We start from the raw sequence: 13707 nt of genomic DNA on the forward strand, positions 1-13707 counted from the left end.
TCGCCAGCTGGCAGGTCGCATCAATCGACTTGACCAATGGCGGACCTGTCAGTGATGTGTCGGAACAGGTGTCAGCAATGTCTCCGGTCTAAACACTCGACCGGGCGATCCAGTACACCGCGGCTTTTCGGCTCAATAACGACGGCCTCTGGAATACTGGATCACCCGCTTTCGCGGGTGATGACGCTGCGGACGCCGCTTGAAATGTGAATCGGTATCTACCCTCGCGTCGTCCCGGGCAAGCGAAGCGCGACCTGGGATCCATAACCACAGACCAATGTTGTTGCGCACCGTTGGGGCCACAGCTTGCTTCAACAACGTAACCCTGTGGTTATGGGTCCCTGCTTTCGCAGGGACGACGGATGGAGAGAGCGATCCTACTTCGACGCCAGCGGCACGTAGTCGTACTCTCCGACGCCTTGCAGGATCAGGAAGGTCAGCGACGTCGTGCCGGCGTTGGTGACGAGGTGCGGGCGGGTCGGGCGGACGGCGTAGACTTCGCCGACCTTCAGGTTCACTTCCTCTTTCGGCTCCTGCAGGAACAGCCGCATCTGGCCCTCCAGCACGTAGAACGTGTCGGAGATGTTGCTGTGGGTGTGCCACGGCACTTTCTGGGTCGGCGAGAGCTGCAGTTCCATGATGCGAAAGCCGGGGCGGGCGGCGTGCAGGGCGCGGCGTTCGACTTCGTAGAGGTGGCTGGCATCCTTGAGCGGTTGTCCTGACTTCACGGTGGCCTCCCAGAGATCTTCTTGTGATGCGCGATGCTAGTCCTGTTCGGCTGTCCATGAAACGCTCGGAATGAGCATGACCGATGCGCGCGGACGAGCCGTCGGATCGTGATGGTTGCGTGACGTCACGGCGTTGTGGATGCTCGCTGCGAGACGTCGAGTTCCGCGAAACGTGATCGTGCGGTTCAGCGAACGTTCAGGTCGGGGCGAAAAAACTCAGGGAGTGCAGTTGGTCCAACTCAGCAACAAAGGGAAACTCTCATGGAACGCCGCGATTTTCTGAAGATCGCCTTCGGTGTCGCCGCCGGAGCAGCCACGTTCGTAGCGACAGCCCAGGCGGCACCGCTCGCGCCGCTTCCGCTCAACCAGGATGCACGTGCGCCGGCGGGCAGCGACGCGCATCCGGCCGTCACCACGGGTGACGAGGTTGATCACATGAAGCCCGAGCAAGTGCGCTGGCATCATGGCCATGGGCGTTGGCATCATCGGCACTGGCACCACCGGCATTGGGGCTGGCGCCACCGCCATTGGGGCTGGCGGCACCACCATTGGCGTCGTCATCACTGGCGCCACTGGTGATTGAGCCGTCGACCGTAGGCGCCTGCCGCGCTCATCACAAGAGAAAAACCCCGCGCGAGGCGGGGTTTTGTTTGCTCGAGATGTGCCGCGATCAGATCGGGCGGCAACGGCCGTAACGCCAGCCGAAGCCATAGGGGCAGGCGCGGACGCGCGGCGCCACCACGACCGCGCCGGGCGCGACGACGACGGGGCGCTCAACCACGACCGGGCCGGGGGCAACGACGACGGGACCACGATTCCTGACGCAGCCGCCATAGGGACCACGATGCCAGCCGGGGCCGCAGCCACCAGCCGCATCCGCGGCGCTGATACCGGCGAATGCGGTCGTCACCAAAACTGCCGCTGCAAAAAGATACTTCATGACTTCTCCTGTTATTTGGGCCGCGCTGCGGCACCGCAACAAACTTTTAGATTACCGATTCGCCCGGCCGGATCATTGCAGAAGCCGTGCCCGATGTCGCCGACCATAATGTTGCGGGCTGAATGCGACATGAATGTTGCAGCTCACCGCTGCGTCAGTGCGCCGCAAGCAAGCTCAGCATCGTTTCGAAATATTTCGTAGCCGCGTACGCAGCGCACGTCACGACGCGGATGCAAATGTATCGGAGCGCGAGACAAGCGTGACCGAGAGGGCGCGCACAAAATTGCCGACGCTGATTTGAATGCGCGATGTTACTCGCCGGCGCCGAACAGCGCCGCGAACCGCTTCTCGCCATTGCGCGAGAAATTGACCACGCGGCTGCCGGGCGTCGCGTCACGCGCGGCCCATTTCAATTCGGTGAAGCGGTCCATCATCGCCGCGCCCAGCGTGCCGGCGAGGTGGTGCCGCCGCTCGCTCCAGTCGAGGCAGGCCTTGCACACCGGACGGCGCGGATGCGTCAGCGCATCGGCGTCGATCTGCAGCTCCTCGGCCATGAAGCGCTTGCCTTCGCCGGTCAGCTCGATCGCCTGCTTGCTCTGGCGCACCAGCTTCTGCCGCTTCATGCTGTCGAGCATCTGCACGCCGAGATCGCCGGCGAGATGGTCGTAGCAGATGCGGGCGCGGCGCAGTGCCGGATCCTTCGGCCCGGTGCGCACGCGCATGTGGCCGGCGCGGGCCGCGATGCCCTGCAGGCCTTCGAGCACGTCGGCGACGTCGGGGTCGCTGAGGCGATAATAGCGGTGGCGGCCCTGCTTCTCGGGCTCGATCAGCCCGCCGGCCTCGAGCTTGGCGAGATGCGAACTCGCCGTCTGCGGCGTGATGCCGGCCTCCTGCGCCAGCTCGCTCGCGGTCAGCGCGCGGCCGGTCATCAGCGCGGTCAGCATGTTGCAGCGTGCGGGATCGCCGACCAAAGCGGCGATCCGGGAGATGTCGGGTCCTGCTTTCATAGTTCGATGATAGCCGAAGCATCGAGGTCGGGCAAGGCGGTAGTGTCTCACCACCTCGTCATTGCGAGGAGCGCAAGCGACGAAGCAATCCATCTTCCCGCATATGCGGAGCGATGGATTGCTTCGCTGGCGCTCGCAATGACGGAAACCACCAGGAGGCACACCCAATGACCATCACCGTCTTTATCCGCTACCAGCTCGATCCGTTCAAACGCGCAATGTTCGAGGAGTATTCGCGGAACTGGCTCTCGATCATCCCGCGCTGCGGCGGCGATCTGCTCGGCTACTGGATGCCCCACGAGGGCACCAACAACATCGGCTTCGCGCTGATCTCGTTCGAGAGCCTTGCCGCCTACGAGGCCTATCGCGCGCGGCTGCGCCAGGACAAAGAGGGCGTGGCGAATTTCAACTTCGCGGAAGAAAACCGCTTCATCCTCGCCGAAGAGCGGACCTTTCTGCGCAAGGTCGAGCTATAGTCGCTCCATAACAACAATGAGCGGAGGCGCCCATGATCGCCGTGATCTTCGAAGTCTGGCCGAAGCCGGAGCACCGGAATCTGTATTTCGACCTCGCCGCCGAACTGAAGCCGATCCTGCAGGAGATCGACGGCTTCATCTCGGTCGAGCGGTTCGAGAGCCTCACCGAGAAGGGCAAGTTCGTGTCACTGTCATTCTTCCGCGACGAGGCCGCGGTAGAAGCCTGGCGCAACACCATCGAGCACCGCCGCACCCAGGCCAAGGGCCGCGCGCGGATTTTTGACAATTATCGCCTGCGCGTTGCGAGTGTGATGCGCGACTACGGCCTGAACGAACGCGAGCAAGCGCCTAAAGACAGTCGCGCGGTACATGAGCAGCACTAGCAGCGCGAACTGCGCGTGCCTATGTGTGCGCGGCCAATGACTCTAGGGAGCGACCAATGCCACTGCCAACTGCTGACAAACGCTCAGCCTTCAAGAAGCTGCACGAGAGCGGGTGCTTTATCATTCCAAATCCGTTCGATGCCGGCAGTGCCCGCGCATTGCAGCATCTCGGCTTCAAGGCGCTGGCCTCGACCAGCGCGGGCTTTGCCTGGACCATCGCCAAGGCCGACAACCGTGTCACCATCGACGACGTCTGCGATCATCTGACAGCGGTGTGCGCGGCGGTCGATATTCCCGTCAATGCGGATTTCGAGGGCGGCTTCGCGGTCGAGCCCGAGAAGGTTGCGATCAATGTCGCGCGCGGCGTCAAGACCGGCGTCGCCGGGCTCTCGATCGAGGACTCCACCGGTGACGCGGCCAATCCGCTGTTCGAGCACAAGCTCGCGGTCGAGCGCATCAGGGCGGCGCGAAAGGCGATCGACGCCGACAACAGCGGCGTGTTGCTCACCGGCCGCTGCGAAGCATTCCTGTGGGGGAAGAAGGACCTCAATTTGGTGATCGAACGGCTGCAGGCCTATTCGGAAGCCGGGGCAGATGTCCTCTATTCGCCGGGCATTTCGACGAAAGAGGAAATTACCGCGGTCGTGAAGGCGGTGGCGCCGAAACCGGTCAACCTCCTGATCGGCGGCGCGTCCGAGCTGACGCTGCAAGCGGTGGCCGATCTCGGCGTACGGCGGATCAGCGTCGGCGGGGCGCTGGCGCGGATGGCCTGGACCGGCGTCATGAAGGCGGCGAAGGAAATGGCCGAACAGGGCACCTTCACCGAATTCGCCAACGGCTATCCCGGTGGCGAGCTCAACAAGATGTTCAAGTAGACCTTGCGTGCAAAAAAGCAGCGGGCCGTTGGGCCCGCTGCTCGCGCCTGGTCAGTGTCGTCAGTTATTGCTTCGACGTCCCGTCCGGCGGGGCGGCGGGCTTGTTCATGTCAGATTTGTTCATGTCCGACGGCGGGCTGGCCGGCTGCGCCGGCGCCGCGCCCGTGGTCACGCCGGGCTGGCTGTTGGGCTTCGGCGTCAGGTCGCGCATGCCCGGAGGCGCCCCGGCCGGATTGGTCGGCTGTTGCTGCGCGGTCTGCGTCGACGGCGTCGTGCCCGCCTCGTGGACCGACGTATTGTTCAACCCATAGAACAGCGCGCCGAGCACCACGGCCACCGCAACTGCGAACATCGCGATCTTGGTGCTGCTTGCCGAGCCCTCCCGCAGTTCCGGGTCCGGCTGCAACTCGTTGTCCAGGCTGTTGAAGCGCGCCTGACGGCGGATTTCGTCATCGGTCAGGTTGGCGCGATACGGATCGTCAGGGTTGTAAGCCATTGCAAAGTTCCTCCGTTAGCACCTCAAAGCTAAACGCAGGGGACAATGGCTGGCGCGTCGGGATGTTCCGCGCCAATGTTGCAACCAGTTCATGCAGGAACCGGCGATTCCCAGCGGTTCCAAACCTGTTCCATGAGGCCTTTTCAATGTGGACCATGCCGCCCACCGATTCGGTGCTGCACGTGCTCTCGTTCATTGCCGTTGCGGCGCAATCGATGACGGCGGCGCTGGCGGCCGGCCGACGCAGCATGGATTGGGCCGGCGTCTGTATGCTAGGCGCAATCACCGCGCTCGGCGGCGGCACCATCCGCGACGTGCTGCTCGGGCATTATCCGCTGCTCTGGGTCGCGAACCCGATCTACCTTGCGGTCGCGGCGGCCGGCGCCTTCGCGACCATCCTGCTGGCGCGGCTGGTGGTCAGGCTCAATCTCGCATTCCTGGTGCTCGATGCGATCGGGCTCGTGGTGTTCACGATGGCCGGCTGCGACGTGGCCTGGCAGGTCGACGCCTCGCTGCCGATCGTGATCGTCTCCGGCATGATCACGGGCTGCGCCGGCGGCGTGCTGCGCGACATCCTCTGCAACGAGGTGCCGCTGCTGTTTCGCAGCGAGCTCTACGCCAGCGTCTCCGTGGTGACGGGGTTGTTCTATGCGACCGCGTTCGGACTGAACCTCAATCCGCAGGTCTGGACCCTGCTGACCTTTGCGCTCGGCCTCAGCTTCCGGATGCTCGCGATCCGCTACCGATGGGAGATGCCGAAATTCGTGTTCTCCGGCGAGCAGCGGTGAGCCGCTGTTTCGCCGTCCGCGTCTTCATTATTTCGCCGTCCGCGCCTTGGCGACCTCGTCCGCCGTCACGGCCGGCGCCGAATTGCCCCAGGAATTGCGGATATAGGTCGCCACGTCCGCCACCTCCTGGTCGGTCAGTTTCGGATAGGCCGGCATCGAGCCTGCGTTGGGCGCGCGCGGCGTTGTAACTGTCTGCGCGCCGTCGAGGATGATGCGCAGCGTGCTCGCCGGATTGGCCGATTGCAGATTGGCGTTGCCGGGCAGCGGCGGATAGATCCGTGGGCTACCGGAGCCGTCGAGCTCATGGCAGGCGACGCAGGCGCTGCGATAGATCCGCTCGCCGTTGCTCATCTGCGCCGGCGCGGGCGCGGTGACCTCTGGCTCCGGCGCGCCGGCGGGCAGGCTCTTCAGATAGGCGGCGATCGCGCGCACATCGGCGTCGCTCATCTTCGAGGTCGAGTTAACCACCACCTCGGACATCAGCGGACCGGCATGGCTGTGCCCGTTGCGGCCGCTCTGCAGGTATTCGACGATGTCTGCGACGCTCCACGATTTCAGTCCGCCGCGCTCGGCTGCGTCGAGCCGCGGCGCGAACATGCTCTGGACCATGCTGCCACTGAGCGCCTGGTCGCGCCTGTCGGCGCCGAGCGCATTCTTCGGCGTGTGGCAGGCGCCGCAATGGGCGAGCGCCTCGACCAGATAGCGGCCGCGATTCCATTCTGCACCCTTGCTCTGGTCCGGCTGGATGATGCCCGGCGTGAAGAGCAGCGCGTTCCAGGCCCGCATCAGCACACGGTAGCAATACGGCCAGCGCAGCTGCGGCGGCGGCGCCCTGTTGCTGACCGGCGCCAGCGTCGCGAGATAGGCGCGGATCGCCAGGATGTCGTCGCGGATCAGTTTCGTGAATGAGGGGTAGGGGAAGGCAGGATAATAGTGCTTCCCGTTCGGCGAGACGCCGCTGCGCAGCGCGCGGAGGAAATCGTCGTCGCTCCAGCTGCCGATGCCGGTATCGCGATCGGGCGTGAGGTTCGCCGAGAACACCGCACCGAACGGCGTGTCGACCCGCTTGCCTCCGGCGAAGGGCTTTGCCGGATCGGCGGTGTGGCAGCTCGCGCAGTCGCCGGCGATCGTGAGCGCCTTGCCGCGGGCGATGATGTCGTCGGTTGGCGCAGCGGCGCCTTCGCGGGCCGCGAACGCACTGCACAACAACACACCGACCAGAATCGCGCCCGCCGTTCGAAATCGTCGCCGCATCCGTTCACCTTCCGCACCTTCCGGTCCACAAGACGCGTTACGCCATTTCGCCGCAGGCCTGTCCTGCGACAGAAACCGAAACGGCCCTCTGATATTCCCGGCACGATATTGCGATTTTTGAGCGACGGGCCTGGTCGCCCAGAATTGTGCTGCGCGGGCCGGAAAATCCGACATAGACTGGTTCTAACAAGCTCGGATGACTAGCTAAAAAGCAGCCGTCGCGACCAGCGAAAAGAGGGCTAAATGGGAATCAACCAAGGGCCTATCAGCCTCGACCAGAAATACACCCAAGGCACCGGCCACGTCTTCATGACCGGCATCCAGGCGCTGGTCCGCCTGCCCATGGCGCAGATCAGACGCGACCGCGCCGCAGGCCTCAACACGGCAGGCTTCATCTCCGGCTATCGCGGTTCCCCCCTCGGCGGCTACGACCAGCAGCTGTTCGCCGCCCGCAAGCATCTCGAGCAGTACAACATCAAATTCCAGCCCGGCGTGAACGAGGACTTAGCTGCCACCGCGATCTGGGGCTCGCAGCAGCTCGGGCTGTCGGCCGGCGCCAAATATGATGGCGCGGTCGGCATCTGGTACGGCAAGGGCCCCGGCGTCGACCGCTGCGGCGACGTGTTCCGCCACGGCAATGCGGCGGGCTCCGCCAAGCATGGCGGCGTACTCTGCCTTGCCGGCGACGACCACGGCGCGAAGTCCTCCACCGTCCCGCATCAGTCCGACCACGCCTTCATCTCCGCGCTGATGCCCTACCTCTATCCCTCCAGCATCCATGAAATGATCGAGATGGGCCTTTTGGGTATCGCGATGTCGCGCTACTCGGGCTGCTGGGTCGGCATGAAGGTGATCACCGAGACGGTCGAGACCACGGCCGAGATCGACCTCACCGACGAGATGACGCCCTTCATCATCCCGGCCGATTTCGAGCTGCCGCCGGGCGGGCTGAACATCCGCTGGCCCGACGACCGCTTCGAGCAGGACCGCCGGTTGCAGGACTACAAGGGCTTTGCCGCGATCGCCTTTGCCCGCGCCAACAAGGTCAACCGCATCACCATGGATTCGCCGAGCGCGCGCTACGGCATCATGGCCTCGGGCAAGAGCTATGAGGACATCCGCCAGGCGCTGCGCGAGCTCGGCATCACGCCTGAGATCGCCGCCAAGATCGGCCTTCGCCTCTACAAGATCGGCATGCCGTGGCCGCTGGAGCCGGAAGGCGTCCGCAACTTCGCCGTCGGCCTCGAAGAGATCTTCATCGTCGAGGAACGCCGCGAGATCGTCGAGAACCAGGTCAAGCAGGAGCTGTTCAACTGGCGCGACGACGTGCGCCCGCGCATCGTCGGCAAGATGGACGATCACGACAAGCGCTTCCTGACCTTCGCCGCCGAGCTCAGCGTGGCCTCGCTTGCGAGCTCGCTGACCGAACGGCTGCTTCGACTTAATCTCAATCCTGAAATCGCCGAGATGCTGCGCGCCAAGGCCGACTGGTTCAACGGGCGCCAGTCGAGCCAGATGCAGGCGACGGCGCCGGTCAGCCGCACGCCGTATTTCTGCTCGGGCTGTCCGCACAACACCTCGACCAAGGTGCCGGAAGGCAGCCGCGCGCTCGGCGGCATCGGCTGCCACTTCATGGCGCTGTGGATGAACCGCTCGACCGAGACCTTCACCCATATGGGCGGCGAGGGCGTGCCGTGGGTCGGCATCGCGCCGTTCACCAACGAGAACCACATCTTCGCCAATCTCGGCGACGGCACCTACTTCCACTCCGGCATTCTCGCGATCCGCCAGTCGATCGCCTCCAAGGCCAACATCACCTACAAGATCCTCTACAACGACGCGGTCGCGATGACCGGCGGCCAGCGCCATGATGGCGATTTGTCGCCGCAGCAGATCACCTTCCAGCTCCACGCCGAAGGCATTCGCGAGATCTATCTGGTCTCGGAAAATCCCGGCGCCTATCCGGCCGATACCATCGCGCCCGGCGTCAAGCTGTTCCATCGCGACGAGCTCGAGAACGTCCAGAAGATGTGCCGCGACACCAAGGGCACCTCGGCGATCGTGTTCGTGCAGACGTGCGCCGCTGAAAAGCGCCGTCGCCGCAAGCGCGGCCAGATGGAGGATCCGGCGCGCCGCGTGCTGATCAATCCTGCCGTCTGCGAAGGCTGCGGCGACTGCTCGGTGCAGTCGAACTGCATCTCGGTCGAGCCGCTGGAGACCGAATTGGGGCGCAAGCGCACCATCAACCAGTCGACCTGCAACAAGGATTATTCCTGCGTGAAGGGCTTCTGCCCGTCCTTCGTCACGGTCGATGGCGGCACCCTCAAGCGTCGCGCGCCCACCGAGCTCGGCGATATCGGCGCCTTGCCGGAGCCGGCCTCGAAGCCTGCGCTTGACCGGCCCTACAACATCGCGGTCGGCGGCGTCGGCGGCACCGGCGTGCTGACGATCGGCGCGCTGCTCGGCATGGCCGCGCATATCGAGGGCAAGGCCTCGATGATCCTCGACATGTCCGGCCTCGCGCAGAAGGGCGGCGCGGTGCTCAGCCATGTGCGGCTCTCCGAGCACACCGCCGACGTAACCTGCTCGCGCATCGTCACCGGCACGGCGGATCTCGTCCTCGCAGCCGATGAGGTCGTGGCGGTGTCGAAGGACACCATGACGCTGTGCGAGGCGAGCCGCACCGTCGGCATCATCAACAGCCACATCATCCCGACCGCGGATTTCATCCTCAACCGCGACTTCAACTTCCAGAGCCGCAAGGTCACCGGCGTGCTGGAGACCGAGCTGCGCAAGGACTCTTCCTTCTTCGACTTCACCAAGCCGGCCGAAGCGCTGCTCGGTGACTCCATCGCCACCAACATCATGATGATGGGCTTTGCCTATCAGCGCGGGCTGCTGCCGCTGTCGGCGGAGGCGATCCAGCAGGCGATCGAGGTCAACGGCGTCTCGATCAAGATGAACACGCAGGCGTTCCAGCTCGGGCGTCTGGCCGCGGCCGATCCGGCGCGGCTCGCCGCGATGATGAAGGGGCAGGATGAGGACGCAGCCCCGGTCAAGTCGCTGGATGCGATGTCGCTCGACGAGACCATCACCCACCGCATGGCGCTCCTGACCGACTATCAGAACGGGCGGCTCGCCAAGCGCTATCGCAAGCTGGTCGACCAGGTGCGCGACGCCGCCGCCAAGGGCGGCTATGGCGAGGCGCTGCCGCGAGCGGTCGCGATCAGCTACGCCAAGCTGCTCGCCTACAAGGACGAGTACGAGGTGGCGCGGCTGTTCACCGACGGCCGCTTCGAGAAGCAGCTGCGCGACCAGTTCGAGGGCGAGTTCAAGTTCAACTTCAATCTCGCGCCGCCGATCCTCGGCGGCGGGCTCGATGCGCAGGGCCGTCCGAAGAAGCGCGTCTTTGGGTCGTGGATGATGTCGGCCTTCAAGGTGATGGCGCGATTCCGCTTTTTGCGCGGCACGCCGCTCGACATTTTCGGCTACAACGCCGACCGCAAGCTCGAGCGCGATCTGATCGCGGGCTACGAGAAGGACGTCGCGACGGTGCTCGGCCTGTTGTCGCCGCTCAATCACGACATCGCGGTCGAACTGCTGTCGCTGCCCGAGCGCATCCGCGGCTACGGCCCGGTGAAGGAGCAGGCGGTCAAGGAGGCGAAGGTTCGCTACGCGCAACTCGCCGCCGACCTCGCCAACCCGCCGCCGGCACCACGGCAGATGGCGGCGGAGTAGGCTGGCGCGCAGTTGCGCTAGTTCATCGATCGATACAACTTGCGGTAACGATGCCCGCCGGGTAGAGAAGCGTGTGAGGGCGCTTCTCTAATGCAGGTGAGGCATGACGCTACGCGGTCTTCTGATCTTGGGCTTCATTGTGCCCGCACTGGCGGTGTTGGGTCTCTACTGGAATCAGCACGGCATCGAGCGAGTGATGCGCGATGGCTATGTCACGACGGGAACGATCACGTCGGCGGCACAGACGTCGTCAAGATTTCCCATCTCATTCGACGATGGATCGCTCCGCTACGTCGACGAGCATCTGTCCATTGGATTGCGCTGGACCGGAAAGGACGGCGTTGAGCGAACGCGGACCGGCGTCGGCGTGAGCGGCGCCTTTGCCGCGCGCATTCTGGTGGGCAATCGTGTCAAGCTCGTTCCTGTCGCCATTCGTGCGATCGACGACGACGAGTCGCTCCCGGTCGTGATCGAGGATGCGAATGACCGCCTGCAGGATATCCGCTCACAGTCCGGCTTCATGGCGAAGTTGGCGGTGCTTTTCGCCGTCCTGCTGGCCGCGTTGATCGGCTGGCAAAAATGGTCGCAAAGCCGCGGTCCGGGCTCGGCGGAAACCGGGCAAAACCAGCGGCGCGCAATTCCCGTCGCTCTCGCGATGATGACGGCCATTACGTTTCCGGTCGGAGCCTTCATGCTTGTCAGCTCGTATTTGGAGCAGGGGGCGGCGGCAGAGATGCTCGACCACGGCGATGAAGCCAGCGCCGATATCACCCGCGCGGTTGCCGAAGTGCAGAAACCCGGCGCTGCCCCCAGCTATCTCGTCACGCTGGCGTGGACCGACAAGAGCGGACAAAGGCAGACGTTTGGGCCAACTCATATCAGCGCCGGGTTCTGGCGGCAGATCACGCGCAATGACGTGCAGACCGTCACGCAAACGAAGATCCGCTACCTCGAAGGCAGGCCGACTGTTCGTCCGCTCATTGTCGGCGATGCGGCCGAGCGGCTCTTTCAAGACCGCGCCGGCGTGACGGGCGGGGCTGTGTTCCTTGCCCTTGGCTTGGTCCTGGCGGGGCTGACGATGTGGCGGTTTCGCGCGAACGCGAATGCGGCTTCAGTGCCTTCCGCCGGAACATGAGCGCAGGCAAATAAGGTGCGCTTCTCGCTCCCTCGCTGAGCGATGGTGGCGCGCCTGCGTTGGTCGATGCGCGCGAGCCGATATGATTGCCGTCCATAATCGTATCGGTTCGCGTCCCTCACCGTAGTCTCGCCTGACGGAATATTTCCGCGCTTGCCAAGGTCGCGTCGCCGGTTCAGAAAAACGCTGGAGCGAAAAACGCCAGCGGAGAGCGATTTGACCATCAAGGGCAAGGCCTACATTGCCGGGATCTACGAGCATCCCACCCGGCATGCACCCGATAAATCAACAGCGCAGTTACATGCCGAGGTCGCCAAGGGCGCGATCGAGGATGCCGGGCTCACCAAGGACGACATCGACGGCTATTTCTGCGCCGGCGATGCGCCGGGCGGGCTGTGGCCGATGGTCGATTACCTCGGTCTCAACACCAAGAAGCTGCGTCACGTCGACTCCACCGAGACCGGCGGCTGTTCCTATCTGATCCATCTCGGTCACGCCGCCGAGGCGATCGCCGCGGGCAAGTGCTCGGTCGCGCTGGTCACGCTGGCGGGCAAGCCGCGCACCGGCCCGATGCCGCCGCGCGCCTCCGGCGCCGAGGCGGATTTCGAGTTGGCCTACGGGGCTACCACGCACAATGCCTATGGCATGTGTGCCATGCGCCATATGCACGACTATGGCACCACCTCCGAGCAGCTTGCCTGGATCAAGGTCGCTGCCTCGCATCACGCGCAATACAATCCGCATGCGATGCTGAAGGAGGTCGTCACCGTCGAGGACGTGCTGAACTCGCCGATGATCTCGGATCCGTTGCATCGGATGGATTGCTGCGTCGTCACCGACGGCGGCGGCGCGATGATCGTCACCACGCCGGAGATCGCCAAGAGCCTGAAGAAGCCGCTGGTGCGCCTGATCGGTCACGGCGAGGCTGCGAAGGGTCCGCGCGGCGGCAAGGATCTCGACCTGACTTACTCCGCCGGCGTCTGGTCCGGCCCGCGCGCCTTCGAAGAGGCGGGCGTGACGCCGAAGGACATCAAATACGCCTCGATCTATGACAGCTTCACCATCACGGTGCTGATGCAGCTCGAGGACCTCGGCTTCTGCAAGAAGGGCGAGGGCGGCAAGTTCGTCGCCGACGGCAATCTGATCTCGGGCGTCGGCAAGCTGCCGTTCAACACCGATGGCGGCGGCCTCTGCAGCAACCATCCCGTCAATCGCGGCGGCATGACGAAAATCCTCGAAGCTGTGCGCCAGTTGCGCGGCGAGGCGCATCCGAAGGTGCAGGTGAAGAACTGCGACCTCGCGATCGCCCACGGCACCGGCGGTCTGCTCGGCGTTCGCCACGCCGCCTCTACCTGCATTCTGGAGCGTGCGTGATGTCTGAAGCCAAGAAGTACAATGCCCCGGTGACCAACCCGGAGACCGCGCCGTTCTGGGAAGCGGCGAAGGCGGGCAAGTTCATGATCAAGCGCTGCACCACCTGCGGCGAGGCGCATTACTTCCCGCGCGCGATCTGCCCGTTCTGCTTCTCCGACAAGACGGTGTGGGAAGAGTCGAGCGGTGAAGCCACGGTCTACACCTACAGCCTGATGCGCAAGTCGCCGACCGGTCCCTATGCAATCGCCTATGTGACGCTGAAGGAAGGTCCATCGCTGCAGACCAACATTGTCGATTGCGATCTGGAGACGGTGAAGATCGGCCAGAAAGTCAAGGTGGTGTGGAAGCCGACCGACGGCGCCCCGCTGCCGTTCTTCACGCCGGCCTAAAAAGTACCTTCCCCCCTTGCGGGGGAAGGTGGCAGCCGAAGGCTGCCGGAAGAGGGGTGTCTCTCCACGGACGGGTCTCTCTGTGGAGGCAACCCCTCTCCCAAGAGAGTCTGTTGCGCCAACT

At 64.4% G+C, this 13707-nt stretch carries 14 protein-coding genes; 9 read left to right on the top strand and 5 right to left on the bottom strand.

Annotated features, from left to right (window positions below; genetic code table 11):
• Positions 1-377: 377 nt before the first annotated feature.
• Entirely contained in the window at positions 378-728 is a 351-nt protein-coding gene (locus FBZ93_RS07875) for a cupin domain-containing protein (RefSeq protein ID WP_146985391.1), read from the bottom strand.
• A gap of 261 nt (positions 729-989) precedes the next feature.
• Between FBZ93_RS07875 and FBZ93_RS07880 the strand changes: the two genes are divergently transcribed.
• Positions 990-1307 (top strand): twin-arginine translocation (Tat), encoded by a 318-nt coding sequence (locus FBZ93_RS07880; protein ID WP_146985392.1) that lies wholly within the window; start codon positions 990-992, stop codon positions 1305-1307.
• 91 nt (positions 1308-1398) lie between these two features.
• Here FBZ93_RS07880 and FBZ93_RS07885 read toward each other — a convergent pair whose 3' ends face one another.
• Together FBZ93_RS07885 and FBZ93_RS07890 are read right to left on the bottom strand one after the other, a co-directional pair.
• Positions 1399-1668, bottom strand: coding sequence for a GCG_CRPN prefix-to-repeats domain-containing protein (locus FBZ93_RS07885; protein WP_146985393.1), 270 nt, complete (start codon positions 1666-1668; stop codon positions 1399-1401).
• Positions 1669-1979: 311 nt separating this feature from the next.
• Entirely contained in the window at positions 1980-2675 is a 696-nt protein-coding gene (locus tag FBZ93_RS07890) for an ArsR/SmtB family transcription factor (RefSeq protein ID WP_208763976.1), read from the bottom strand.
• Positions 2676-2842: 167 nt separating this feature from the next.
• Here FBZ93_RS07890 and FBZ93_RS07895 point away from each other — a divergent pair, with 167 nt between their 5' ends.
• Genes FBZ93_RS07895 through FBZ93_RS07905 form a run of 3 tightly spaced genes read left to right on the top strand, consistent with a single transcriptional unit; the run spans position 2843 to position 4409 of the window.
• Positions 2843-3151, top strand: a complete 309-nt coding sequence (locus FBZ93_RS07895; RefSeq protein WP_146985395.1) for an NIPSNAP family protein — start codon at positions 2843-2845, stop codon at positions 3149-3151.
• Between the two features lie 32 nt (positions 3152-3183).
• Positions 3184-3534, top strand: a complete 351-nt coding sequence (locus FBZ93_RS07900) for an antibiotic biosynthesis monooxygenase family protein (protein WP_050420445.1) — start codon at positions 3184-3186, stop codon at positions 3532-3534.
• Positions 3535-3590: 56 nt separating this feature from the next.
• Positions 3591-4409 carry an isocitrate lyase/PEP mutase family protein gene (locus tag FBZ93_RS07905; RefSeq protein ID WP_146985396.1) on the top strand — a complete coding sequence of 273 codons (819 nt, stop codon included), beginning with the start codon at positions 3591-3593 and terminating at the stop codon, positions 4407-4409.
• Positions 4410-4473: 64 nt separating this feature from the next.
• Here the strand turns inward: FBZ93_RS07905 and FBZ93_RS07910 are convergent, their stop codons facing one another.
• Positions 4474-4905, bottom strand: coding sequence for a hypothetical protein (locus tag FBZ93_RS07910; protein WP_146985397.1), 432 nt, complete (start codon positions 4903-4905; stop codon positions 4474-4476).
• A gap of 146 nt (positions 4906-5051) precedes the next feature.
• Between FBZ93_RS07910 and FBZ93_RS07915 the strand changes: the two genes are divergently transcribed.
• Positions 5052-5693 (top strand): trimeric intracellular cation channel family protein, encoded by a 642-nt coding sequence (locus FBZ93_RS07915; protein ID WP_146985398.1) that lies wholly within the window; start codon positions 5052-5054, stop codon positions 5691-5693.
• 27 nt (positions 5694-5720) lie between these two features.
• Here FBZ93_RS07915 and FBZ93_RS07920 read toward each other — a convergent pair whose 3' ends face one another.
• On the bottom strand, positions 5721-6947 hold the full coding sequence (locus FBZ93_RS07920; protein ID WP_146985399.1) for a c-type cytochrome: 1227 nt from the start codon (positions 6945-6947) through the stop codon (positions 5721-5723).
• Positions 6948-7190: 243 nt separating this feature from the next.
• Here FBZ93_RS07920 and FBZ93_RS07925 point away from each other — a divergent pair, with 243 nt between their 5' ends.
• The 4 genes from FBZ93_RS07925 to FBZ93_RS07940 all read left to right on the top strand — a co-directional run bounded on the left by FBZ93_RS07925 (position 7191) and on the right by FBZ93_RS07940 (position 13583).
• Positions 7191-10685: an indolepyruvate ferredoxin oxidoreductase family protein gene (locus tag FBZ93_RS07925; protein WP_146985400.1), complete on the top strand. Its 3495-nt coding sequence runs from the start codon at positions 7191-7193 to the stop codon at positions 10683-10685.
• 103 nt (positions 10686-10788) lie between these two features.
• Positions 10789-11820, top strand: a complete 1032-nt coding sequence (locus FBZ93_RS07930; protein ID WP_146985401.1) for a DUF3592 domain-containing protein — start codon at positions 10789-10791, stop codon at positions 11818-11820.
• Between the two features lie 216 nt (positions 11821-12036).
• Positions 12037-13194 carry a thiolase domain-containing protein gene (locus FBZ93_RS07935; protein ID WP_050420450.1) on the top strand — a complete coding sequence of 386 codons (1158 nt, stop codon included), beginning with the start codon at positions 12037-12039 and terminating at the stop codon, positions 13192-13194.
• Positions 13194-13583: a Zn-ribbon domain-containing OB-fold protein gene (locus FBZ93_RS07940; RefSeq protein ID WP_021080623.1), complete on the top strand. Its 390-nt coding sequence runs from the start codon at positions 13194-13196 to the stop codon at positions 13581-13583. Before FBZ93_RS07935 ends, FBZ93_RS07940 begins: the two co-directional genes overlap by 1 nt.
• Positions 13584-13707: the final 124 nt, after the last annotated feature.

Source organism: Bradyrhizobium macuxiense, from assembly GCF_007993935.1.
In the GTDB taxonomy this organism is placed as follows: Bacteria; Pseudomonadota; Alphaproteobacteria; order Rhizobiales; family Xanthobacteraceae; genus Bradyrhizobium; species Bradyrhizobium macuxiense_A.